This is a genomic window from Culturomica massiliensis, assembly GCF_900091655.1.
Taxonomy (GTDB): domain Bacteria; phylum Bacteroidota; class Bacteroidia; order Bacteroidales; family Marinifilaceae; genus Culturomica; species Culturomica massiliensis.
This window is the reverse complement of sequence record NZ_LT594621.1, coordinates 1,522,636-1,548,581: the sequence shown is the minus strand read 5'-3', so window position 1 is coordinate 1,548,581 and position 25,946 is coordinate 1,522,636. Positions and strand designations below refer to the sequence as shown.

Genomic DNA, 25,946 nt, shown 5'->3' with positions numbered 1-25,946 from the left:
TTTTATTTTATCAGATGATTTAGGTAATTTTGTAACTTGTATATAGAATATTAATTAAACGGAAATCGGCGTGAAAAAAATAGCATTGTTGTTATTAGGAGTTTGTCTGATTATACAGGCTTGGGGACAAGTGTCCGATAATGATGTAATTCAGATGGTTTTAACGGCCCAGAAACAGGGGATGAGTCAGCAGCAGATTGCTGTTATGCTGTTACAGAAGGGGGTGACCAAAGAACAACTGTTGCGATTGAAAGATACTTATGAGAAAGGTGAGTTGAATTTGAAAGATGCCGGGAACGTCACGACCGATACCCGGATACGCCAGTTACCGTTGAAACAGAACGATAAAAAGACTGATAGCCGTTATCTGAAAGAGGATGAATTGACGGGAAAACCTTTGTTTGAAGCTCCGCGTGGAGAAAATGTTTCTTTTATCGATTCGATTGGAAATATAATGCAGCTTCCCTATCCTGTGGAGACGGAAAAAAGTGTCATCTTCGGTAAAGATATTTTTAATAATACGTTGCTGACTTTTGAACCGCAATTGAATATTGCAACTCCAGACAATTATCTGTTGGGGCCCGGGGATGAAGTGATTATTGATATATGGGGAAATTCAGAGGCGAATATAAGGCAGGTTATTTCTCCGGATGGTAATATTGTTGTACAAGGTATCGGACCGATTTATTTGAACGGACTGACGGTAAAAGAAGCGAATGCCCGTGTGAAAAATGAATTCAGTAAGATTTATGCGATTGCTTCCGGTAATGTGTCTATCCGTCTGACTCTGGGACAAATCCGAAGTATTCAGGTGAATGTGATGGGCGAAGTTGCGGTGCCGGGTACCTATACCTTACCTTCTTTAGCCTCCGCTTTTCATGCTTTGTACAATGCAGGAGGTGTAAATCCGATCGGTTCTTTACGTAGTATAAAGATATACAGGAATGGGAAAGAAGTTGCCGATGTGGATATTTATGAATATATCATGCAGGGAAAGAACGACCTGAATATTCTTTTACAGGATGGGGATGTCATTGTGGTAAGTCCGTATGTTAATCTGGTGGATTTATCCGGTAAAGTAAAACGTCCTATGATTTATGAAATGAAAAATCAGGAGACCGTAGCTGATATTTTGAGTTATGCCGGAGGATTTACAGGAGATGCTTATAAAAAGAATGTACGGGTAATTCGGAAAAGCGGCCGGGAACATCAGATATATAATGTCGATGAAAATAACTTCGATACATTTATTATGACGGATGGAGACCAGATATCTGTGGATTCCGTGCTTCCTCGTTTCGAGAATAAAGTAGAAATAAAAGGAGCCGTTTATCGGGAAGGTTTATATGCAATCGGTGAGGGGGTAAATACGTTGAAAGAACTGCTTGATAAAGCCGAGGGAGTTCGGGGGGATGCGTTTTTGAACCGGGCTGTACTCTATCGGGAAAAACCGGACCTGACCTTAGAGGTACTTTCTGTTGATATAGCTGGATTGATAGAGGGTACGGCCGAAGATATTGCTTTGAAGAAAAATGATGTTTTATATGTACCCTCGGTTTTTGACTTACAAGAAGATTTTACGATTGTTGTAAAAGGAGCTGTACGAAATCCGGGTACTTATAAATTTGCCGATAATATGACCCTTGAAGATCTGGTGATTCAATGTGGTGGGTTGCTGGAATCAGCTTCGACCGTTAAAATCGATGTTGCCCGCAGAATCAAGGATCCGAAAAGCACTACAGTCGGTGATATGAGGGCTGAAACTTTTACCTTTACCCTCAAAGACGGTTTGATAACGGGAGGCCAACCGGGATTTACCTTAAAACCGTTTGACGAGGTATATATCCGGCGTTCTCCCGGATACCAGGAGCAACAGGATGTGTTTGTCGACGGAGAAGTGATGTTTGGAGGAGAATATGCATTGGCCAAAAAGGGAGAACGTCTTTCCGATATCGTTATTAAAGCAGGCGGACTTACGCCTGAGGCTTATCCGGAAGGAGCGCGTTTGATGCGCAAAACAACCCCGGAGGAGAAAAAGCTTATACAACAAACAATTATGAAATTGACTCAACAAGGGGGGAATGATACGATTGATATGGCACTGATGAATTTGGGTGATTATTATCCGGTTGGAATAGAGTTGAAGAAAGCTTTGGAAAATCCGGGGTCCGATTACGATGTTATTTTGAAAGAAGGAGATCAGTTGGTGATACCCGAGTATTCCGGAACCGTCAAGATTAGCGGAGCTGTGATGTATCCGAATACGGTGGTGTATAAGCCGAAAGCGAAAACTTCCTATTACATTTCACAGGCGGGTGGTTTTGCACAGAGGGCTCGCAAACGCAGAGCTTTTGTGATTTATATGAATGGAACGGTCGCTGTGGCCAGAGGAGGACGATTGGATATAAAGCCCGGATGTGAAATTATCGTGCCCTTGAAACAACCGCGTAAAGGATTAGGATTGGCTGAAATTATGAGTTTGACAACTTCAACAACTTCAATGGCCGCAATGATAACATCAATCATTAATTCGACGAAATAAGATGGAACAGCATGTAAATACGCCGCCTATGAATAATCCGGAGCAGGAAATCGATTTGGTAGAGGTTATCCGGAAGCTTTGGAGAAACCGTAAACTCATATTGAAAGTTACGGTTGCTTTTATGATATTAGGTGTTTTAGTGGCTCTTTTCAGTGCGAAGGAATATACTGCCGGTAGTACGTTGGTACCTCAGTCTTCAGATAAAAAGATAGGTGGAAGTTTGAGTGGTTTGGCTGCCATGGCGGGAATCAATCTTGGTGATATGACGGGGGGAGAAGTATTGTCTCCGAAAATTTATCCGAAAGTTTTGGCCAGTATTCCTTTTCAAAAGGATATCATGTATACTCGGGTTAAATTTGAAGATTTCGATGAACCGGTGACGGTATTGGATTATTATACGAATGAAGAGTATCAAAGATTTAGTTTGGGGAAAACGATCGTTAAATATACAATCGGATTACCGGGAGTTATTCTCAAGGCAATCCGGGGAGAACAGCCGGAGCCGGAATTTTCCGGTTCAGCAGAGAATCAGATTCAAAGCTTATCCAAAGATGAGAAAAAATGTATAGATATTTTGAAGGATAAGATTAATTTGAATCTGAATGAAAAAGACGGTTACGTTCAGCTGAGTGTTGATATGCCCGATGCCTGGTCTGCTGCTCAATTGGCTGAAAGGGTACAGGTGTTATTACAAAAATACATTACCGAGTTTAAAATTGAAAAAGTACAGTCGAATCTTGATTTTGTACAAGGGCGTTATGATGAGGCCAAACGGGATTTTGAACAAGTGCAGGAGGAAAGGGCTATTTTCCGGGATGCCAATAAAAATCTTATTTCAGCCAAGGCCCAGACTGAGCAGGAAAAACTGGATACCCGCTATAATCTGACACTTAGTATTTATACGGAATTGGCAAAGCAGTTGGAGCAGGCAAAGATACAGGTAAAAGAAACAACACCTGTATTTACGATTGTGGATCCGGTTACAGTACCTATCGAGCGTTCTAAACCCAAACGGGCTTTGATCTGTATACTTTTTACTTTCCTGGGCGGTTTCGCCGGAATAGGATTGGTACTTACTTTGCCGTTTTTAGCGAAAGTTTCCGGCAATGAGAAGTTAAATAAATATATTAAAGAATAATCTAAGGGTAGTTCCTGCTTATCGTATTGATGGCAGGAACTGTCTTTATCGATAAAGCTTGGAAAACCGGATGGCGTAGATAAAGATAGCGATAAAGCAAAGAAGGGGGATAATAAATCCTATGGCCATCGACTCTTCTCCGAGCATCCCCATCATAATTGGTGCGATAGCTCCTCCTACAATCGACATAATTAAAATAGAAGAAGCTTTTTTGGTATGATATCCCAAACCTTTCAATGATAAGGCAAAAATGGTTGGGAACATTATGGATTCAAATAAAAAGCATAAAAATAATGCTGTAATTGAAATCCATTTCAGTTGAGTCAGGACGATAAGCATCATCAGAATGGCTCCTATACCGTTTATGCCGAGTAGAAATGTAGCTTTTACTTTGCGCATCAGATAACTGCCGGCAAAACGGCCTGCCATAAATAATCCCATTCCTCCGAATGACAATAATAAGGAAGCTGTCCGGTTGGAAATTTCCGGAGCTGTTTCCGTTACATAATTGATAAAGAAACTGTTGATTCCTGTTTGAGCTGCAACATAGAGGAATAAAACGACAACTCCCCATACGAAATGGGGATATCGGTGCAATTTTTTTTCAATAATAGCGGAAAAGCTTTCTTCCTTTACTTCCGGAAGCGGTATGCGTATAAAACAAAGTGCGATGACAATTACCGAGCAGCCGATGATCAGATAAGGATATATGATGTCACTGGCTTGACTGTCATCGGAAAACAAAATCAAGCCTCCGATCAATGGACCGAAAATCCATCCCAATCCGTTGAAAGATTGAGCCAGATTTAATCGGCTGGCAGCACTTTCTGGTTCTCCCAAAACCGTTACATAAGGATTGGAAGCTGTTTCCAGGCAAGTCAAACCACAACCGATGATAAACAAGGAAAATAAGAAGAAATAGAAAGACATCAAAAAACTTCCCGGAATAAACAGGAATGCTCCTAATCCGTATAATAAAAGTCCGAGTATGATGCCGGCCCTGTAGCCGTAGCGTTTGATAAACATACCGGCTGGTAATGCCATCAGAAAATAGCCACCGTAAACAACAGCCTGTATCAGTGCTGACTTCGTTTTGGAAATAACCAGTACTTCTTGAAAATGTTTGTTCAGAACATCCAGGATACTATGTGCAAATCCCCATAAAAAAAACAGGGAAGTGACCAGGATAAAAGGGTATAAATAGGAAACTCCTTCTTTGGTTTTTACAATAGATAATTTCATCTGGTTTATAACTTAAAAATTCGTTCCATCAATTGCCATTTTTCGGCTGAAGTAGCAGAAGCACTTGCCTGCTGAAAACGGGAGACATAAGCTTCCCATTCGGCTTGCCTGGGAAGAGCGGCTAATCGCTGATTGTCTTTTACCCAGTCAAAAGCGTCCGTTGTTTCCACAATCATAAAAAGTGTATTTCCGTGGATGTATATTTCCATGTCCAAAATACCTACTTCCCGGATGCCTGCTTTGATTTCCGGCCAGATTTGCCGGTGTATTTCTGTATATTGTCTGATCAATTCCAGATCTTCTTTTAAATGCAATGTCTGACAAAATCTTTTCATATATAATGATATTGTATATTTTAAATTGAATTTATAACCGTTTCCCAATTTTAAATTCTCAGATTTTATACTTCAAATTAACTGTTTTATACGGATAACTTATGATCTGCTGATTTGTAATCCTTTTTTCGATAACGTCATTTCTACAAACCGGGCTAACTTATTCGGCGGGTTTTGCGTCAATGTCCGTTTAATTTTTACGGCAGCTTCCGGGTCTTTGGCTATCATATACAAATATCCGCCACCTCCGGCTCCCGGTAGTTTATAACCTAAAGCATAATCGTCGATTTGCCGGATCAGAGCTTCTATAGCTTCCGGATTCGTTCCCCGGTCCAAAGCCTTGTTTTGGGTCCAGGTCTTTTTAACGAGTGTTCCTAAAGTTGGGAAACAGCCTTTTTGAATAGCGTCGGATAGATCTGCAGCATGTTCTTTCATTTCTTTTAGCAGATGCAGATGTTTTGTTTCGTTGAGGAACATACCCTTTACAATTTCTGCCAGAATATTTTTGGCCGTCCGGGTAATACCGGTGTAATAAAGTAAATGACACGATTTATATTCCGGCTCGGTAAACAACATATCCGGCAGCCATTTTACGCTGGGGCTCTGTTCAAATCCTTGTTGCGTCTCAATGCATTTTATACCTTGCAATACTCCACCGAACTGATCTTGCCAGCCTCCTCCGGTGGTAAGCAATTGCTCCAGAATAAGAGTGCGGCGGCAGATTTCGTTTTTATCCCATCCCATTCCGCAAAAATCCGATAAAGCCCCAAGTATGGTAGCTGCTAAAACGGAAGAGGTCCCTAAACCGGAACCGGCCGGAATTGCGGAGAGTAGAGTGATTTCCAGCCCTCCGCCTATCGTTTGTAACTGTTCTTCCAGACTGCTGTATTTTATGTCTGAAAAGTCCGGAGAAAAACCACTGAGGACCAGAGCCGCTTTCGGTATAGAAAAGGGAGAGCCTACTTTGGTAAAGTGATGTAGTTCTTCATAAGTCGTAATGACTTCCATAGCTCCCAAATCAATCGAACGCAGGATGATTCGGTTTGCCGGATTTGGTTTTATATATACTTGTATGGGAGGTTGTCCGTTTAATTCGATAGCAATGTTGACAACCCGGCCGCCTTCATTCAGACAATAGGGAGGGGTATCTGTCCAGCCTCCGGCCAGGTCTATGCGTACCGGACTGCGGCTCCATACAATTTGATCTGCATATACAGATCTGCCGGGAGATAATTTTTGAGAGTGTACGGATTCGATCAGGCCTTCCCGAAGTAGTGCAAAAGCTTTGTTTTCCTCCGGTAAAAATTCTTTTCCGGATAATTGTAAAACCTTGGCTCTGAACATGTGATCACGTATCCGGGTCATCCGGTTACAACCGGAAGGGAGAGGGTGCGGCAGATCGATGTGATTGGTTACGAATTCTTGGGCAGCATCCATCAGATTCAGTTGATAGAATACACTTTTTTCGTAATTCTTAGCCAGAAAACTCCAATTTTTAATTTGAAATTCTTTGCGTTGCCCGAATAATCGTATCAGATTCGCTTGGGCAGAAATAGTATCGGCAGAAAGCCGTCGGGATTTCAACCACAATGCTTTACCTGTGTCTGAACCGGGAGTATGGATCATCCATTTGAGTATCTCTTCGGCTTCTTCTATTGAATGAGATACCGGAAAAAGAGCGGCAGATTGGATATCGGTATCCGGGTTCAACAGACTGGTCGGCCAGCTTAAGTTTCTTGTTTCCAGCCATTGTTTGAATGGATGTCCCATAAAAAGGGTTGACGGATGGTCCAGCGGACCTTTAAAAGCGTCATTAAAACCATAGGGACGAATGGCATAGGCTTTTTCTCCGATCGGTACGATATCGATACATACGCCTGCCGGTATCTCTATGGTCCATTCGTTTCGCGGTATACCGGTGAACAGATGTTGATTGTGAATTTTCCAACCTTTACCGAGGTGGCTGTTTTCTATCCAGAGATTGGAGTTGTCGGCAGTAAGCGGAATTTCGATCTCTGCATTTTGTACAAACATGGCCGGATGAGGTTTTACATGGCGTTGTACAATCATCCGTTGGTCGTGTACCCGGTTTTGTACCGCAAGCGTCGATGATATCAGTTCCCGGCTTGTCCCGTAATGGTAAAACTCTCCGCCCGGCAGGGGTAGAATGGCTACGCTCAGTGTATTTAGTTCCGGATCGTTGATTTTAGGATGCATTCCCAATGTCAGACCGAAATCCGAATATAGATCGTAATACCGGAATTCTTTATTGCTACTGCTATGCGACCGCTTTATCAGTAATTCGACCGCTTTATCACTCAATATCCAAATCCCGATATCCATCAGGAACAGATGTGTGGCCATAAGTTGCCCTAGTTCTTTTACAGATGGTTTTTGCAACATATAGTCCAGTACGTCCGGATTTTCCCGGGAGGCTATGAAAACCCCGTGATTGGTGGCTATGGACGGATCAGTCCATAATCCGTAACAGATGACATCGGCTTGGGGAATCTCTTGTAAAGGTTCGTTGTTACGTATATAAACATCCCCGCTGGCAATGAGGGTATGTAGACCTTGCGGGGCAATTTCCATCATTTTTTCGTAAAGGGGAAGTTGCAAAGACAATAAATTCTGGTCGAAACATTGTCCCGTTGCCCAACGGAATACCGGGATCGGTGTCAAAATCTTACCTGAAGGGGCATATCCCGGAAGTCTTCGGCTTTGGCCTCCGGCATGCAGGAGAATTCGTTTTTCCTGTTTCAGCCAATCGTTAAACGGTTTATGAGGTGCATCGTTTTCCCTGCATTTTTCCAATAGCCAGCTTGTCCCGCCTCCCGAACCTAATTTATGATCGGTTGGGTCTGAAGTACAAAACCATTCCTGCCGGTCTGCGTTTTGCAATTTGTGAAAGTAACCGACTAAATTTGCCGGTAACGACAACAATTTTTTCATCCTGCTTTATTTGTCATAACACACCCGGGTATATTCCCTGTATCCAATCGTCAATTTTTAAGAGCTAATTCGTGTGGCAATCTAAAATCTACAATTTACAATTCTCGCTCTTATACCATTCGTACATTTTTTTAATCCCTTCTCCGATTTCTATTTTATGGTGCCATCCTAATTTATGCAGTTTGCCGACATCCGTTAACTTACGCATTGTTCCGTCGGGTTTTTCTGCGTTGAAACGTAATGTTCCTTTGTAACCAACTTCTTTTACGATCAGATTTGCCAGTTCGGCAATCGTCAATTCTTTACCCGTTCCGATATTGATGTGGCAGTTACGTATTTCCGGAGAATTGCCTTTGAGATCCTGAAAGTCGACTCTTTCCATAATAAATACGCAGGCATCTGCCATTTCTTCACTCCATAGGAATTCACGCAGAGGCTTGCCGGTTCCCCACAGTTCCACAGCAGACGTTGTAATACCGTATTTAGCCAGAATTGCTAAGATAGTCTCTTGCGGAGCGTTCCCATCGACTCCTTCTACGGGACGTTTATTCAGATCATAACGTACTGCTTCCCAATTCTCTTCATGCAGGTATCGCCCCAAATGTATTTTCCGGATCATCGCCGGTAATACGTGGCTTCGTTCCAGGTCGAAATTGTCATTCGGTCCGTATAAATTGGTCGGCATAACGGCGATATAATTGGTATCGTATTGCAGATTGAAGCTCTCGCACATCTTCAGTCCTGCAATTTTCGCAATGGCGTAAGGTTCGTTTGTATATTCCAGGGGTGATGTGAGAAGAGCTTCTTCTTTCATCGGTTGTCCGGCATCCCGCGGATAAATGCAGGTGCTGCCCAGAAACAAGAGTTTTTTAACTTTATGCCGAAAACTTTCTCCAATGATGTTTTGCTGAATTTGCAGATTCCGGTAAATAAAATCAGCCCGGTAAATGTTGTTTGCCATAATGCCGCCGACATATGCTGCTGCCAGAAATACGTATTCCGGTTTTTCCCGGTCGAAAAATTCCCGTACGGCAACTCCGTCCAGTAAATCTAACTCTTTATGGCTTTTCCCGATCAGATTTGTATAACCTTTCGTCTGTAAATTTTGCCATATAGCAGAACCGACCAGTCCTTTATGTCCGGCAACGTATATTTTACTTGTCTTTTCCATTATTATAATTTACTCCGGATTATCAGATATCTGTTTATTTTTGAAAAAATCCGAATAATCTTACGTCTTATTCTGCTTTTTTATACAATTTTTTCACAAACCGCATATCATGCTCAACCATGATATGTACTAACTCTTCGAAAGAAGTCTTAGTCGGATTCCATTTTAACAGGGTTTTGGCTTTGGTCGGATCTCCCAGCAATTGGTCTACTTCTGTCGGCCGGAAATATTTCGGATCGACTTCTACCAGTGTTTTTCCTGTTTTCTGGTCTATTCCTTTTTCATCTATTCCGTTTCCTTGCCATTCCAATTCTATACCTGCTTCTTTAAAAGCCAGAGTACAGAAATCCCGTACGGAGTGCATCTGTCCTGTTGCAATGACAAAATCCTCCGGAGTTTCGTGTTGCAGCATCAGCCACATACATTCCACATAATCTTTGGCATATCCCCAGTCACGCAGAGAGTTTAGATTTCCTACGTATAATTTATCCTGAAATCCTTGTACGATGCGGCTGGCTGCCAGGGTAATTTTGCGGGTAACGAATGTTTCGCCCCGGCGTTCGCTTTCGTGATTGAAAAGAATACCGTTTACGGCAAACATACCGTAAGCTTCCCGGTAGTTTTTAGTAATCCAGAAACCGTATTGTTTGGCAACACCATAAGGACTACGGGGATAGAAGGGGGTGGTTTCTTTTTGCGGTACTTCCTGTACCAAACCGAATAATTCCGAAGTCGAAGCCTGGTATATCCGGGTCTTTTTTTCCAGCCCAAGAATCCGTACGGCCTCCAGCAAACGTAAAGTACCTACGGCGTCGGAGTCGGCGGTGTATTCCGGTACATCAAAACTGACTTTTACATGACTTTGTGCTGCCAGGTTGTATATTTCATCGGGTTGTACCAATTGAATAATCCGTATTAACGAACTCGAGTCTGTCATGTCGCCGTAATGCAGATTGATCAACCGTTGTTGTTTCATATCCCGTACCCATTCATCCAGATATAAATGTTCAATCCGTGCCGTATTGAAAGACGACGACCGTCTCATAATCCCATGTACTTCATATCCTTTCTCAATCAGGAATTCAGCCAAAAACGATCCGTCCTGTCCCGTAATTCCTGTAATTAACGCTGTTTTTTTCATATATCGTTTAGATTCCGTAAATATTCGTTTATATACTATTGTACAAATATCGTAAATATATTTGAAATATGAAGATATTAAAAAAAGCATACCGTTGAGAATTGGTATGCTTTTCAGTAATGACGGATCGGTGTTTTCGCTATATTAAAATATTTTCTTCCGAAATAGGCGTATAAGGACCGTCTTTGACCTCAAAAATAACAGTCCCGGATGCTAATACTTCCAAGGTATGCCATTGCCCTATGGGAATATTTACACCGTAATTTCCCTGTAACGGATCAAGCACGACAGTGTCGGTAATTTGTTTCATATCGTTATAAAGGAGTACTTTGATTTTGCCTCTTATTACTAAATAAGTTTCTGCCGTATGTGTATGCCGGTGTATCGGTAGTTCGGTTCCGGGTTCCAGGGCATTTAGCAGACGTTGTGCTCCGGCTTCCGGAGAAGTATGAAAGTTATAATTCATTCTCAGACGTTGGTTCTCCTTAGCTTTTCTACTTACCTGATCGAGTAATTGATCTTCGATGATTTCCATTTTATAAATGTATTTTATGTTTGATCTGCGATTGGGATATAAAGTTACACTATCAATAAGTCACTATGTGAATTTTAAACTTATAAGTAAAATCATCATTTGGTTTATTCATAAATTACACAATGAGTCCGTCCCAGTATGTCATTTACGGACTGAATTATTTTTTACTTGTAAACTACAACTAATGTTTATTTATATGGAGATGAAAATATTTTTTCATGAATCCTATATAACCACAGCATAAAATTAAAATGATTGCACCTAAATACCAAAAACGGTAGTTATAAAAAACAATATATCCTGCAAATATACACACCTGGAGTAACATATAACATCCGGCAACGGCCGTATGCGGAATTTTTAATTCGTTCGCCATTAACTGGTATAAGTGTTTGCGGTGGGGAAGGCCTATATTTTCATGCAGGATCAGCCGATGAATGATTGTAAGAATACTGTCGACACCATAGACACTTAATAGTATGATATAACTTGTATCCTGGGTGAGAATAATCAATTTTCCCAATAAAAACAGGATAATAAAAGCAATACTCACAGAACCGACATCCCCGGCAAAACATTTGGCCTTATTCCGGAAGTTGAAAATATTGAAGACGGTTACGGCAAGTAATATGATCCATAGAAATTGCGATTCGATAAAGGTAATCCGAAATTCATTGATGTAGGTCAGACAGCCTAATATAACCAGACTATAGCCTCCCGTAATCCCGTTTATTCCGTCCATAAAATTATAGGCGTTGATAATTCCCGTACATACAATAAGTGCAACAGGAATATACCACCAGGGGAGTGAAGCGATACCCCATTGGTAAAACAGTAGCAGCATGGCTGTAAAATGAAATATCAATCGGACTTTTTGGGATACCGATCGTATATCGTCGATAAAACTGATACCTGCGATCAGGGTTAACGCTAGTACAAACCAAGGATATTCGAAATGGTGGGTAAAAAAATACAATAATACACCGAAATAGAAAACAATTCCGCCCCCCCGCAGGGTGATCCGGGTATGTGATCCTCTTGCGCTCGGTTTGTCGATAATGTTAAATCGATCTGCTATGCGGAAGTAAATCAATTCTGCGCATAATAACAGAAGAAAAATAAACAGATAATACATACTAAAATGAGATAAATAACGCACTGGAGCGGATGTTTTGTGGAATTTTAAATATTCCTCAATTTTTTATTTATTACTGGAAACTCCGGATTGTTTTTTCGAGTCCTTCTCTGGCGTGTACAGGCATCCGGTCGATCTCCAACGCTGCTTTTATTTTGGCATTCGACACTACGTAATTTTCGGTCAGTTTTTGAAGCCTTTCTAAATTTAAGGGCAGATGCATGACACTGCCCAATCGGGCGCATCCCGTCATAAACCCTTTATTGACTTTCCAGATATGCGGTTTTTTCCCCATCACGTTACACATGATTTCGATTAATTCATTGGTAGATAGGGATTCGTCGTCCGCGATATGATAAATTCCGGAAATGACATTTTTTTGAATCAATCCGTCGATTATATAGCAAAGGTTGTCGATGGATGTGAATGACCGCCTGTTTTCAAAATCGCCTAATGGCCAGGGCAAGCCTTTTTTCACCAGATTATACAATAGGTTCAGGTTGCCCTTATTCCCTGGCCCGTGGATCATACAGGGTCTTAATATGTATACTTGTTTCCGGTTTTCCCATTTTTCTTTTTGGGAAAGGATATAATCTTCCGCAGCAATTTTACTTTCACCATACGGGCCTTTAGGACACGGAATGACCGCTTCTGTCAGTACATCACCTACGACAAAGTCAGCAGCTGCTTTTACGGAACTGAAAAAAATAAATTTCTGAGTTCTGAAAGCCAGAAAGAAATCGAAAATCTTTTTCGTCAGTCCGGTATTAATATCGAAATACTCCTGGGCCTGAGCCGTATTTTTCGTATCGTGTGCTTTCCCGGCCAGGTGGATTATCACATCTACAACCGGCAATTGTCCTGCCTCCACATCCTTCCACGAAAAAGTCTTTAATACTCCTTTTTTTTCCGGAGCAACAATATCCAGCCCATACAACACATGTTCCTTACCCAAGGCCATAACAAGATTGGAACCTACAAAACCGTGGATTCCTGTAATAAGAATATTCATGATAGGGTTATTTTAATGATTTTCTGTTTTTTAACAGAAACCAGGAATATTGGAAAATGAATTTCGGATAATATAAAAGGATCCGTCTACGTACATACGGCTCTTTATAAAGACGATAAAAAGCTCTCAGATGTAGTTTGTTGATCCAAGGAGGAAAATATTCTAATTTCTGAGTTGCCTGATGCATAAACCCGCCACATGTATATATTGTCCCTTTAAACGACATATGTTTCAGGCGTATAGCGAATTCATCCTGCAGAGGAGTTCCCATACCGACAATAACAATATCCGGATTGCATGCCAGAATGGTTTGACAACTCTTTTCTTCTTCTCCTTTTATATATCCGTCCCGCCATCCGGCAACGGATAAAGAAGGATAAGCAGTAGTCAGCAGACCGATAAACTGATCGATTTGTTCGCGGCGAGAACCGATAAAATAAATTTTCAGATGATTCTGAGCCGCATAAGTAAAAACTTGTCCTGCGATACCGCTCATATCAAATGAATAACGCTGTGATTTACGGATACCGAAAATCCGTTGAAGCATTAAGGGTAAAATACCGTCTGAAGCTATATAGGAAAATTCCTGGTATAATTCCGGCTTCTCATTGGCTTTGTATAAGGAATAAGGATTTAGAAATGTTATGACATTTCCGGGACCAGGGAGCAAATCTTGTAAACTGTCCGGAAGTTTACGGTTAAAAATAGTGTATATTCTTTCCATAAGTAAAGGACTTAAAGGACAAACGACAAAAAAGAGGGAGTATATATATTTTTTGAAATAGCTTCTAAAGGTTCGGAACCACAGGAATGTTCCCTTTAGGTATGAAAGGGTTACCGGATTTGTTTATAAGGAGGATGATCGTAAAAGGAATCCAGATATAAACCGAAAAAAGCATATTATGAAATGAATTGGCTAAAACCAGAAGAAGAATAAAAGCCATATTCCAATCGAATGGTTTTATTATTCTTTTAATGATAAAAAAAATGTAGATCAGAAATATACCTCCCCAATCGTAGAGATATTTAAACAGATCGTTGTGAACGTAATTATTTTCTCCGCTATAATTGTATATCAGGTTATTGGCAGAATTAAACCCATGAGGGAGAATAAAATGGCTTTTTGCCAGATTCTCATACATATAGGAATAAAGTGAAAATCTGGTTATAAAAGAACTGTCTTCTGCCAGTCTGAAATTTTCAAATATCAGGTTCTTATAATTGTACAGGATGAGGGGGATAGCGATAATTCCTCCCCAAATGATTACCTTTTTAACGTTCCAATATTTAGTATATTGATAAATAAAATAAGGGAGGGCAAACAAAAGCGTACGGGTTTTGTATAAGAAGATAAAAGAGAAAAAAATACCCGTTAAAAAAAGAAGCAGGAAAATATTTTTGTTTTTCAGCTTTTCGATTTCCCATACCAAGACAAGCAGGATCATACTGACAGAAGCGGACAAATTAGTCCCTTGCATGAGGCCTAAGAACCTGCTTTCTTCGTAATTATTGGAAAATGCAGCATATGCTAAAGATAGGAGTAGATATCCCAGAAAAAGATATTTTAAAATTTTCAATTCGGAATCATAAATCTTTGCGTATTGGGCGATCGTAATGCATTCTACGATAAATACGATCGTAAGCAGGTCGTTTATGTAATATAAAAAATTGCTTTCAGGTAATAGGAACTGTAAAAGGGTGAAATAAACAATCATTAAAAACAAAGAAATGAAATTTTTTTTCAGAGGGAATAAGATCAGGTTGCTGCAAGTGAAAAGGATCAAAAATATATAATTAAAATTGGATATCTGCCGGGGAAGTAAAAAAGCTGCTAAAAGTACGAGCAAATAGATGCTGGCAATAACGTATATCTTGGAGATATTGTATTTCATAGAGAAATCACTTGATCACAATGTCTGGTAATCATATCCAGCACACGATTCGACCACTGCCTGGGTTTAAAAAGAATACTTTTAATACAGGGATTGATTAATTTTGTCGTATACGAAATCGAGGATCCGAATGAATAAACCGTAAAATTACAATCGTAAGCCAAAACTTCCAGCGTTACTTTTTCTTTATTCAGATCCAGATAAGGACAATCGATTTTTTCCTTTTCCGATGAAAAGGGATGAGGGATATAATAATCGATATTATACTTTTGGATGAGTTTGTTAACGGCTTCGTTATATTCTTCTATTGAAAATATTCCGATATTATAGAGTGGTTGACCGGCAAATACAGCCTTATCTTTTAATTGTCCGCGCAGGGATCTATGACTTTGCTCATCGATGAACTCGTTCAGGTGTAATTTTCGGGGTGTTCCTTTATAGAAAACAGCTTCATCGGGCTTCAAGAGGTAAGTATATTCAATACGGTTGAATATTTCATCATCTTCAAGACAGAATATTTTTTGTACGAAGGTTTTTACCTTATAACGAGGCGGAGAAAACGGGAAATAGTTCATTAATCCGTCTTCCAAAAAAATAATTTTATTTGCTTTTAATTTACTTATTATTAATTGATTAATAACTAAAATGGGATTGGATAACAAGACTTTCTCAACGTGGTGTTTTTTTAGTTTCCAGAGTACTTGCAACCAGGCAAAAAAGAAAAAAAGAAAGTTTTTCCGGTAATAGATTTTTATTACTTTATCGAACTTATTCTGACAGGGAAAACTACCGGAGGACATATTCTCCGTCAACAGCAGTATTAATATTTTGAATCCGGAATTATTTAATTCTTCCGTGGCCAGGCTGTAAAAAATATCATTGAATTTAAACGCAATGACAGCGATTGAATTTTGATTATCTCTCATATCAACAAAGAAGAAAGTCTACCAGTTTGCTAACTGAAAACGGTCATTTTTCAATAAATCCCATTCTTTATAATAAAAAATGTCCGTCAATAATTTTAGTTTAATGAGGGTTGTCCCTGCAAAAGTATACAGGAAGGGATGTCCGGATATTAGCTGTTTATTTACGACAGAATAAAATAAGGGATTGTCTCTTTCCAGTATATCCTTCGCCAATTTTTTATATTCCGGGGAATGTAACATGTAGTCATAATTCAGTCCGCGTCCCCGTAGTCCCATTTCCAGCGCTTTATATAACTTATATAACCGGGAAGTGGGGTAAGGCATTTGCAGGTTTTGATTGGCGATCTTGCCTAAATCCGGGTTAATTTTCAAAATAAAAGCCTTTGCCAATTTACGTTCATGAAAAAACTCCAAAGGATAATATTGCATCTTTTCATAAAAGCAAGGATAGTAAAGATAGTAACTTCTGTATAGCCCGCTTACGGATTCGTATCCTCCGTTGTAAGCGTATTTGGTGGTGATGTTATCATGAATCCGGACCCAGCGTTCCACATTGTTTTCTCCACCCAATTCATTTAGCGAAGAGGCTAAATGTTCCGTAAATTCTTTGGGGTCGTAAGAGAGTATAATTTTAGAATATACCGAATGCTTCAGGCCGGTGAAGCCTTCGTTTGCTTGCACATCGAAAGGTATTTTCAGATGTAGGAAACTGTTTCTGAAGAAAGTGCGTACCGAAGGCAAACTGAATTTCCTGAAACCTAGAAAATAATTTGCATGTTTCAATAGATCTTCCGGTATGTTGCTGTTACAGGCCGGTGGCATATAAATAATGCCTCCCGGTTCTCCGGTCATTTCATAATCAAAAAAATTAAGTTTCGTATAAGGATTTATGAATATCTGACTGGAAGTAAAAGGAGCATTTCTGATATCCAGTAGAAAATGTTCTTTCAGCTTATCTGAAGAATATTCTATTATCCTCGAGTTAAAATCGTAGAGTCTGGCAATTTTTTCAGATATATAAGGAGAAGTTGCTTTCAGTATGCCGTGAGGTTTTAACCGGGCAATAATGAAGGCTTCGGTTGGAATCTTTTCCTGGAGCGCATAATGGGCAATCAGTCGGGAGTCGAGTCCTCCGCTATTACCGAACCCCATTATTTTTTCACCGTTTTCGCGATGGATAAAAGAAAAATAGGATTTCAAGGAAGCATCCAGCTCTTCGATAGCCGTTTCAGGCTTTAGACTACCCTCGGGCGTATAGGTGAAATTCCAGTATCTTTTCCGGAAAATGTTTCCCCGCTTATATATGAATAAAGTAGCACTTTCCTGCCGGAAAATATTTTCGAAAAGAGTAAGTGTGGGGGATAGTTCGGTAATGTGGCATAATTGTTCCTTCAAGCCAGCCAAACGTATACCGGTATTGTTCTGAACGATTTCGACAATCTTCCATACGTTGTTCGAAAACAGGAATTCCTGTCCCTTTTGGTAGGTATAGACAGGGAGAGTTCCTCTTTTATCATTTTTAAAGATCAATTCTTTTGTCCGGGCATGGTAACAAAAAATATTATAGATTCCCGAAGCATCTTTTTCTTTTAATCCGGCACTGCAATAATGGGGTATATTCTGAAACTGTGGGTCGAAAATGTACCCTTCCGAGAGGATGGACAAATCCCCGTATTTTTCTAAATGCCCCTGATAATAAAGGGTATCGTCTAATTTTTCAGCTTGACTGAAGGGAAGGTTCCCGATAATAAATTCCATAAAATGATCGGTTAAAAATTCAGACTATTTTTGTTGCGTATGATTTCCATAACAGATAAAAAAGTCTCTTTCAAACGTGTTTTATTGATGTATAGAAACAGAAGAATTCCGATAAAAGGAATAACGAATGCATTATTTATAAGTATGGACAGACAGATACAGAACAAAGCAAGCAAATTGCCTTTGTCGAAGATTTCTTTTAGTATACCGTAAACGGAAGCCGGAGAAAAGTGAAGGATTCCTTTCCGTACGACCAGGTAGGTGTAGCATAAAGAGGCAATGACGACAGACCAGGCGATATTTTCTATTCCTAAATGCAGAAAACCGATACAGCAACCGCTTACGATAATGATGGCAATGGCAAGTATTCCGTATACGATCAGTACCGGCTCCTGACGGGTGGCCACCAAGAGCGTTGCATAGCCGCTAGTTGCATTCATAATAATTCTGGCAATGATTAAAATCTTAAAGATATTGACCGTCGTTTCATAGTCCGGAGCGATATAAACCAAAAAAGGAATCAGTAATACCGACAACAAAGCGACTAGGTCTATACATAAAATGTAGATATACCGGATACGTTTCAGAAATGCCTGAACCTCCGCTTTATCTTTCAACCCCAGCTTGTAAATCATCTTGGGGTAGAAAATAAATAAAAATGCCCCGCCTGCCATTATGACGGCATTACTGAGTGTATTAGAAAACGAATAAGCTCCTAATTCTTCCACCGTATAAAAAATACTAACGATAGAAGAAGCAGCGACAAGTATAAAATAAAAACTCAGATTGTATAACAGTAAGCTGACCCCTCTTTTCAGAAGCCGAAGGGTAATAATGCGGTGTAAACGGAAATGAAATCGTAAAGGAAGACCTATCCTGAACCAAATAAACGGAATAATATTTCCTATCAATAAAGCCCAGACAATCGTTACAACGGTTATCCTTTCTTTGTAAATCAGGGTAAGCAATAACAGAAGTGCATTAGGCATAAATTGCTGGAAATTGATCTTCTGCATTCTGCCGTAAAGCTTATAAAAAGTGATGTAAAGCTTATTGGCATTCATAAATGCATTTGCTCCCAGCAAAAGCAGCGCATAGCTGGAGTATTCGTATTTTTGAAACATACCCGGCCAACATACCAATAAAACGATTCCTGCTAAAAATACCAACAGAATGAGCAGGAGATTAATGCTCCAGGCACAGTCCCAGATTAACGAGGGCAGGAAACGACTGTGTTTTTTTAACGCGAAATCCGTATTTAAAGATTCATTGATTCCCAGATTTGTATAAGATAAATATTGCTGTAAAAGAAGTATAAAGCCATAGATACCAAAACCGTACACTCCTAAATAATTGGCCAGAAGGATAGAGTTTATAAACTGTATGGCATAGGTGATATAACGTAAAAACACATACCATAAAGAAGGAGAGTTCGGAATGCGGGAAATCCAGGAAGACATACGTACCAAATTAACTGACCCTTTGATTCATTAAGAATTCAGCATACAGAAGATCCTCCTGATGATCGATATCGACGGAAGCGTATTCGTCCATCACGTATTTTACTTTTCTTTCAAAGTTGAGGCTCTTCCGGCTTAAAAAAGAAGCAATATCAATTACATAAATGGCTCCGTTATATTCGTAATAATCGGGGCATTCCTGTCTTCTCGAAGCCTGCGGATTTAAAGGTAAAGTCAGGTAGCCTTCCCTGTTTTCGCAGCAAATTACATGGGCGGCATGAGAGCGTTTGACGGACACGATCATTTCTATACCCGGGCGGTAGAGGGCGAGAGCTTCCCGGATGTGGGTCCCGTTGCGAAAAGGTGAAGTAGGCTGTAATAATAACAGAAGATCGTAATTCTTACCTTGTCTTTGGAAAAATTCGATGGCATGTAACAATACATCCGCCGTCGTAGCTGTGTCTGTAGCTAAATATTCAGGACGTAAAAAGGGAATTTGCAGGCCATATTCTTCTACGACTTTTGCGATTTCCGGAGAATCGGTCGAAACACAGATATCTTTATCTTCCAGCACTTCCCTGGCTGCATCGATGCTGTAACCGATCAAAGGTTTTCCGTATAGAGGCCTTATATTTTTCCCGGGTAACCCTTTACTTCCGCCCCGGGCAGGGATAACAGTCAATATCTTATTCATAATCATAAATGTTTTGCAAAATCCTGGGCTTTCCTGTAATCCTCCGGTTTACCGATATCAATCCAATAACCTACTAGAGGAAAACGAATGACCCGGAAGCCTCCGGCAATGAGCTTTTCCATAAAGTCAGTGGCATTGTAAAACGTATTTTCCGGAATCATTTCCAACAATTTTCTTTTTATCAGATAAATACCTGAATTAGCGTAGTAATTGTAAGTCGGTTTTTCCAGAACTCCTTTAATTTCCCTTTCTTCCAGTTTGAAAATGCCGTAAGGTACGGAGATAGAATAAGGGATGGCAGCAACGGCCATATCCGCATTATTTTTTTGAAAGTGCAGGTAAAAATCTTCCAGATTGATATTGGTGAACAAATCGGAATTCATAATCAATACCGTGTCGTTACAAAAGGAAGGGATAAACTTGACAGAGCCGATTGTTCCTAAAAAACAAGGCTCTTTTATACATCGGATTTTTATCCCGTCTCGTTCCTGTTCGAAATGTTTTTCCAGTTGTTCTCCCAAATAGTTTACAGTAACGTAAATGTGTTCGATGCCGTGGGTCAGTAAATTATCGATATTATAGTCGATAATACATTTTTCCCCTACTTTTAAAAGCGGTTTCGGTGTTTTTTCCGTCAGGGGACGTAGGCGTTCTCCTTTACCGCCCGCCATGATTACCGCATCCAGAGGAAGTACCGATTTCTTTTTTTTCAGATTCAGAACCTTTATGATCCGGCGATCCGATGAAAGTACCGGTAGCAGAGCAATCCCTTTATTCTTAATGATTTTCACCTTTTCGATATCGATTTCTTTTTCATTCAGATAATAAAAATCAGGATTCATGGCCTGATATATCGGGTCGTTCAGGCAAATTCCGTCTATGAGTTTCCGCCGGATATCCCCGTCCGTTACGGTCCCGGTCATTTTCCCTTCCGGGTCGACGACAAACAGGGTTAAGGTGTCAGCAGACAGCCGGTTCAATGCGATTAAAGCCTCTTTTACAGACTGATTGGAACGGATCAGATAATGGGAGAAATTCATCATTATGGTAAGTTGTAAAAGTGTTTACAAACAATATTTGTCAATGGAAAAGTTTTCAGTGTATGGAAGATATGGAAGGCTGTTTCTGGTTTGTCGTAAGGATTGGTGCCCACAGATCGTTCCGGGGAAAGGGAGAGCTCCAGTATCTCTTTGATACCGTTCTCTATTTCATTTTTTCCGGTTCCGCAATGGAAAATACTGTCTGCCCGGAGACGTCCTTTTTGCCGTTCGCCGATATCTAAAGTAAATTTTCCGAAAGAAGGTACTTCCAGTATACCGCTGGAAGAATTGCCGATAACAGCATGTATATATTGTAATACTGAGAAGTAGCGTAGTTGTCCCAAAGAGGGGAAAGCGATGCTACGCCGGGAATTTACTTTGACAAAATCATTTATCTTCCGGATAATAATGCGGCCGTCGGTATCTGAATTGGGAAGTGTAAAAATAACATTTAAATTCGGGAAAGTTTCCAAAGCCTCCAGCAGATTGTCGATTTGCTCTTCTGCAGAAATAGTCTCTAAAGTAACTGGATGGTAAGTGACTAGTACCGTTTTTTCAGTCAGAGAAAAATGTAGGCTTTTTTCCAGTTCCTCCTTTTTCAGTAACTGCATATGCCGGATGTTATCGATACCGATTGCTCCTACATTAAATACCCGTTCCGGATCTTCCCCCAATTGAATCACCCGCCGGCGGTATTCTTCTGTAGAAGTAAAGTGCAAATGGCTCATTTTGGTGATAGCGTGCCGGATCGAATCGTCATAAGCACCCTCGGTAATTTCTCCTCCATGCAGATGGGCTATCGGAATCTTATAAAATAAAGCGGCTGTTAATGCAGCAAGTAATTCATATCGGTCTCCCAACACAACTAGCAAGTCGGGCTTTAAATCTTCATAAGCATCGGCAAAACCGATCGTCGCAAGTCCGACGGATTTGCCAGTCGCATTGGCGGTATCGGAAGACAATAGCATTTCTACCTTCTTGTCGATGGTAAATCCGTCTTTTTCAATCTCCCGGTAAGTTAAGCCGAATTCCGGGGATAAGTGCATATTGGTTGCGATGATTTGCAGTTCCAGTTGCGGATCATTCCCGATCATCCGTGCCAGTCTGCTTAACAATCCCCATTCTGCCCGGGAACCTGTAACAATACAAATTTTCCTCATAATTCGATTAAATCGTCCGCCTGAAAATCTTTGGAAGCACACCGGCCCAGTATATTTTCCCACTCCATAGGAGAGATTCCGTTGCCCGGACGTTTCACGGCAAGGTTATCCTCCGTGAATTTCTCACCTTTCCTGATACATGCGGAAGCAACGATGCTCTTCCGGGCTACCGGTCTGTTTTTCATTTCAGAGTCCGTCATTTGCTTAACCCCGTCGCCCAAAGCCTTTTCCACATTCCGGATAGCATCTACCATTGCTTTGAGTTCCTGAGGTTCCAGTGATGCCTGATGATCGGGACCTTCCAGAGTCCGGCTTAGAGTGAAATGCTTTTCAATCACTTTTGCTCCGAGAGCGACAGCTGCGATAGGGACCTCTATTCCGATCGTATGATCGGAATAGCCGACCTTTACGCCGAAAGTCTCCTTTATCGTTTGCATGGCCCGTAAGTTCACATCTGCCAGAGGAGTCGGATACTCTGTATTGCAATGCAAAATGGTGATGTACTCCCGGGAGGTTCCGTATTTTTCGAGTACAGCTATTGCATCCGCTATATCCTTCAAATTGCTCATCCCTGTCGAAAGGATGACTGGCTCGCCTTTCCGGGCAATTTTCCTTAAATAAGGATAGTTGGTTATTTCCCCGGAAGGAATCTTCCACATACCCAATCTCAAGTCGCTCAGAAAATCGATACTCTCCAAATCAAAAGCCGTTGAAAAAAAACGTACCTTCTTTTCCCGGCAATACCCCATTAATTCAAAATGTTGTTCTGGACTTAATTCCAGTTTTTTCAACATACTGAATTGCGAATCGTCCGCATCTTCCCGGTTTTTTCTCTGGTACTCGGCCTTCCGGGCCTGATGCGAAACCAGTCGCTCTGTTTTAAACGTCTGGAATTTTACATAATCCACCCCGGCTGATGCCGCGGCATCGATCAATTGTTTGGCCAGCTCCGTCGAACCGTTATGATTCACTCCAGCTTCGGCAATAATTAATGTCCTGCACATTATAGCTTTATTTTTAACATAGCTGGATTATCCGAATACACTCCTTTCCGGAGAATATTTTTTCTAACCATGGTTCCTGCGGCGATTACACACCCCTCTACAACAGAAACACCGTTTACTATCACAGATTGACTGCCTAAAAAAGTTTTTTGGCCTACCACACAATTCCCGTTTACCATAGCCCCGGTAGAAATATGACAATAATCTCCAATAACCGCATCGTGTTCTATATTGGCAAAAGTGTTGATAATACAACCTTTACCAATTTTTGCATCTGCATTTACTAAAGCCTGATGCATGATCACCGTACCTTCCCTGATAATAGCATATTTCGATACATGTGCGGTCGAAGCAATCAAAGTGGCAAAGCGTCCTCCGGCAGAGGCAATTTTTTCGTGTAATCCGACCCGGAGAGCGGCATTTTTGATGTGGCCTACCGTGACGATAAACTCTGCTTTATTTACCCATTCCGCTATTGCGTCGTCTGTACCGATAATATCGTATCCCAATACTTTCTTTCCCACGTTTTCCCTCGTATCCAGTATTCCGGCAATTCGTATTCCGGCACTTTCTGCCACTTCGATGACTGATTTGCAATGCCCTCCCCCGCCGACTAATATTAACTCCTGTTGTTTCATGACAATCTTACAGAACTCGGAATATTCACGATCCTCGCTTCCAGCCATTCGGCATTACTCAGATCTCCACACTCACAATCTTTAAACATGGGTAAACGGTTCATCAACTGCCATACCGGACGGGTCATAATTCCCGCATCGTTGGTTTCTTCCAGGAAACGGTTGCGGGCTTCTTTATCTTTCAGTAAAACCACATTCAGCCAATAATTGGATGTACAATCCCGGGGTTCCGTGAAAAACTGAATATCCGTTCCTTCAAAATAAGTCGCGTATTTCCAGGCCAGTTCCCGTTTATTATCCACGAATTCCTGTAAATGCTCCATCTGGGCACATCCCAGGGCTGCATTGATATTCGGCATCCGGTAATTGTATCCGACACAATCGTGTACGAATTCCCAGCGGTGAGGAACCTTGGCTTGTGTCGTCAAATGCTTGGCCTGTTTCCCTAACTCCTCATCCATAAACAACAGCATCCCTCCACCGCCTGTCGTAATGGTTTTGTTGCCGTTGAAACTGACAGCACCTACCTTGCCGAATGTTCCGGTATGCCGCCCCTTGTAAAAACTGCCCATACTTTCCGCGGCATCTTCCACCAGCTCGATATGATATTCACGGCATAATTCTGCTAATTCCTCCAGATGCACTGCATGCCCGAAAGTATGCATCGGTACACAGGCTTTTATTTTCCGGCCTGTAGTTTTATTGAAACATTCGCTACACCGGATTTCTGCATTTTCCTGAAGCCACTTGCGCATTTTTGCAGGAGATAAGCCCATTGTATCCCGGTCTACATCCAGGAAAACAGCATGAGCACCGATATAACTTAAAGCATTGGCCGTAGCAATAAACGTTAACGGTTGGGTAAGCACTTCATCTCCGTGTTCTACTCCGACCAGCAGCATAGCCATATGGAGTGCATTCGTTCCGTTTACGCAAACAACGGCCCGTTTAGCACCTGTGTACTCCGCTACCATTTCTTCAAAACGGTCGACAAACTTCCCCACACTCGATACAAATGTCGAATCGATACATTCGTTGAGATACTTTTTTTCATTACCGATAAAACAGGGTGCATGCAAAGGCACAACTCCTTCCGGTTGATGAAATGTTTCACGGATAAAGTTAATGATGTGATTATACATTGTAAATATCTGCTTTATATTTTTTTAGGTTTTCTTTATCTGAAAACCAGTTTATCGTTTCCTGTAAACCTTGTTCTATGGAATATTTCGGACAAAATCCCGTTAATGACTTGATTTTGCTGTTATCTCCCCATAAGCGGAAAACTTCAGAATTTTTTGGGCGCAGACGTTGTTCGTCTTCTATGAATTTTACATCGGAATTCATCAGTTTGGCAATCAATTCCAACGTATCCCGCATCGAGATTTCAAAATTGCTGCACACGTTCACCTCCTGACCGATAGCGGCATCACACTGCGATAATTCGATAAAGCCTTTACAGGTGTCTTTTACGAAATTAAAATCCCGGGTAGGTGTCAGGTCACCTAACAGGATTTCCTTTTTCCCGTTAGCAATCTGGGTGATGATGGTGGGTATGATAGCCCGGGCAGACTGCCGGGGACCATAGGTGTTGAAAGGCCGTACGATCACAACCGGTAATTCAAAAGCATTATAAAAACTCATCGCCATCGCATCTGCACCGATTTTTGTGGCTGAATAAGGTGACTGCGGCTGTTTGGGATGCTTTTCGTCAATGGGTACATATTGGGCTGTTCCGTACACTTCTGATGTGGAAGTGACCAATACCCTTTTCACTCCGTTTTCTTTGGCTGCCTGACAAATATTCAGTGTACCTTTGATGTTGGTGTCGACATAACTATCCGGAGCTATATACGAATAAGGGATTGCGATCAGGGCTGCCAAATGAAAAATGACATCAATCCCTTGGGTAATATGTTTACAAAAATGTGGGTCTCTTACGTCTCCGGTTATCACTTCCAGATGCGGATGTTCCATACTGTCGAGCCATCCCCAGTAATTGAATGAATTATAATACGATAGGGCACGTACTGCATACCCCTGTTCCAATAACATTTCTGTCAGATGAGAGCCGATAAAGCCATCTCCTCCGGTTACCAATACTTTTTGCATAACTGGGTTCGTATTAAATTATAAAATAAAGTCTTTAAGATTTTTAATCAATATTATTT

At 40.9% G+C, this 25,946-nt stretch carries 22 protein-coding genes; 2 read left to right on the top strand and 20 right to left on the bottom strand.

Translation table 11 applies throughout. The annotated features are described in order from the left end of the window. The first annotated feature begins 70 nt into the window (after window positions 1–70). Entirely contained in the window at window positions 71–2,542 is a 2,472-nt protein-coding gene (locus tag BN8908_RS07925; RefSeq protein WP_068689937.1) for an SLBB domain-containing protein, read from the top strand. Window position 2,543: 1 nt separating this feature from the next. Beyond that, window positions 2,544–3,680: a Wzz/FepE/Etk N-terminal domain-containing protein gene (locus BN8908_RS07920; protein ID WP_068689935.1), complete on the top strand. Its 1,137-nt coding sequence runs from the start codon at window positions 2,544–2,546 to the stop codon at window positions 3,678–3,680. Between the two features lie 45 nt (window positions 3,681–3,725). Here the strand turns inward: BN8908_RS07920 and BN8908_RS07915 are convergent, their stop codons facing one another. The 20 genes from BN8908_RS07915 to BN8908_RS07820 all read right to left on the bottom strand — a co-directional run bounded on the left by BN8908_RS07915 (window position 3,726) and on the right by BN8908_RS07820 (window position 25,887). Beyond that, the gene (locus BN8908_RS07915) at window positions 3,726–4,922 is read right to left on the bottom strand and encodes a sugar MFS transporter (RefSeq protein WP_148453241.1); all 1,197 of its coding nucleotides are present in this window, start codon (window positions 4,920–4,922) and stop codon (window positions 3,726–3,728) included. A gap of 5 nt (window positions 4,923–4,927) precedes the next feature. Next, window positions 4,928–5,257, bottom strand: a complete 330-nt coding sequence (locus BN8908_RS07910) for an L-rhamnose mutarotase (RefSeq protein ID WP_021988444.1) — start codon at window positions 5,255–5,257, stop codon at window positions 4,928–4,930. Window positions 5,258–5,356: 99 nt separating this feature from the next. Then, a complete protein-coding gene (locus tag BN8908_RS07905; protein WP_068689931.1) occupies window positions 5,357–8,209 on the bottom strand; it encodes a bifunctional fucokinase/fucose-1-phosphate guanylyltransferase in 2,853 nt (950 codons plus the stop codon). An 88-nt stretch (window positions 8,210–8,297) separates the two neighbouring features. After that, entirely contained in the window at window positions 8,298–9,380 is a 1,083-nt protein-coding gene (locus BN8908_RS07900) for a GDP-L-fucose synthase family protein (RefSeq protein ID WP_068689929.1), read from the bottom strand. A gap of 67 nt (window positions 9,381–9,447) precedes the next feature. Beyond that, window positions 9,448–10,521, bottom strand: coding sequence for a GDP-mannose 4,6-dehydratase (gene gmd / locus BN8908_RS07895; protein ID WP_068692171.1), 1,074 nt, complete (start codon window positions 10,519–10,521; stop codon window positions 9,448–9,450). Between the two features lie 139 nt (window positions 10,522–10,660). Further along, complete coding sequence (locus tag BN8908_RS07890; protein ID WP_068689927.1) at window positions 10,661–11,056, bottom strand: WbuC family cupin fold metalloprotein; 396 nt, start codon at window positions 11,054–11,056, stop codon at window positions 10,661–10,663. A gap of 181 nt (window positions 11,057–11,237) precedes the next feature. Continuing rightward, a complete protein-coding gene (locus tag BN8908_RS07885; protein WP_068689925.1) occupies window positions 11,238–12,191 on the bottom strand; it encodes an MraY family glycosyltransferase in 954 nt (317 codons plus the stop codon). Window positions 12,192–12,264: 73 nt separating this feature from the next. Beyond that, window positions 12,265–13,203 carry an NAD-dependent epimerase/dehydratase family protein gene (locus BN8908_RS07880; protein WP_068689923.1) on the bottom strand — a complete coding sequence of 313 codons (939 nt, stop codon included), beginning with the start codon at window positions 13,201–13,203 and terminating at the stop codon, window positions 12,265–12,267. A gap of 7 nt (window positions 13,204–13,210) precedes the next feature. Then, window positions 13,211–13,927 (bottom strand): WecB/TagA/CpsF family glycosyltransferase, encoded by a 717-nt coding sequence (locus tag BN8908_RS07875; RefSeq protein WP_021988452.1) that lies wholly within the window; start codon window positions 13,925–13,927, stop codon window positions 13,211–13,213. Window positions 13,928–13,991: 64 nt separating this feature from the next. Next, window positions 13,992–15,095 (bottom strand): hypothetical protein, encoded by a 1,104-nt coding sequence (locus BN8908_RS07870; RefSeq protein ID WP_068689921.1) that lies wholly within the window; start codon window positions 15,093–15,095, stop codon window positions 13,992–13,994. After that, a complete protein-coding gene (locus tag BN8908_RS07865; protein WP_235837466.1) occupies window positions 15,092–15,895 on the bottom strand; it encodes a glycosyltransferase family 52 in 804 nt (267 codons plus the stop codon). Before BN8908_RS07865 ends, BN8908_RS07870 begins: the two co-directional genes overlap by 4 nt. A gap of 144 nt (window positions 15,896–16,039) precedes the next feature. After that, window positions 16,040–17,779: an asparagine synthetase B family protein gene (locus tag BN8908_RS07860; RefSeq protein WP_068689917.1), complete on the bottom strand. Its 1,740-nt coding sequence runs from the start codon at window positions 17,777–17,779 to the stop codon at window positions 16,040–16,042. An 11-nt stretch (window positions 17,780–17,790) separates the two neighbouring features. Continuing rightward, window positions 17,791–19,239 carry a lipopolysaccharide biosynthesis protein gene (locus BN8908_RS07855; protein WP_068689916.1) on the bottom strand — a complete coding sequence of 483 codons (1,449 nt, stop codon included), beginning with the start codon at window positions 19,237–19,239 and terminating at the stop codon, window positions 17,791–17,793. Window positions 19,240–19,249: 10 nt separating this feature from the next. Then, a complete protein-coding gene (locus tag BN8908_RS07850; RefSeq protein ID WP_068692167.1) occupies window positions 19,250–19,933 on the bottom strand; it encodes an acylneuraminate cytidylyltransferase family protein in 684 nt (227 codons plus the stop codon). 2 nt (window positions 19,934–19,935) lie between these two features. Beyond that, the gene (locus BN8908_RS07845) at window positions 19,936–20,976 is read right to left on the bottom strand and encodes a nucleotidyltransferase family protein (RefSeq protein ID WP_021988458.1); all 1,041 of its coding nucleotides are present in this window, start codon (window positions 20,974–20,976) and stop codon (window positions 19,936–19,938) included. Then, window positions 20,976–22,133, bottom strand: a complete 1,158-nt coding sequence (gene neuC, locus BN8908_RS07840) for a UDP-N-acetylglucosamine 2-epimerase (RefSeq protein ID WP_068689913.1) — start codon at window positions 22,131–22,133, stop codon at window positions 20,976–20,978. The genes BN8908_RS07845 and neuC overlap by 1 nt, the downstream gene beginning before the upstream one ends. Beyond that, complete coding sequence (gene neuB / locus BN8908_RS07835) at window positions 22,130–23,137, bottom strand: N-acetylneuraminate synthase (protein WP_021988460.1); 1,008 nt, start codon at window positions 23,135–23,137, stop codon at window positions 22,130–22,132. The genes neuC and neuB overlap by 4 nt, the downstream gene beginning before the upstream one ends. Next, window positions 23,137–23,775 (bottom strand): acetyltransferase, encoded by a 639-nt coding sequence (locus BN8908_RS07830; protein ID WP_068689911.1) that lies wholly within the window; start codon window positions 23,773–23,775, stop codon window positions 23,137–23,139. Before BN8908_RS07830 ends, neuB begins: the two co-directional genes overlap by 1 nt. After that, entirely contained in the window at window positions 23,772–24,917 is a 1,146-nt protein-coding gene (locus tag BN8908_RS07825; protein ID WP_068689910.1) for a LegC family aminotransferase, read from the bottom strand. Before BN8908_RS07825 ends, BN8908_RS07830 begins: the two co-directional genes overlap by 4 nt. Continuing rightward, on the bottom strand, window positions 24,910–25,887 hold the full coding sequence (locus BN8908_RS07820) for an NAD-dependent 4,6-dehydratase LegB (protein WP_021988463.1): 978 nt from the start codon (window positions 25,885–25,887) through the stop codon (window positions 24,910–24,912). Before BN8908_RS07820 ends, BN8908_RS07825 begins: the two co-directional genes overlap by 8 nt. Window positions 25,888–25,946: the final 59 nt, after the last annotated feature.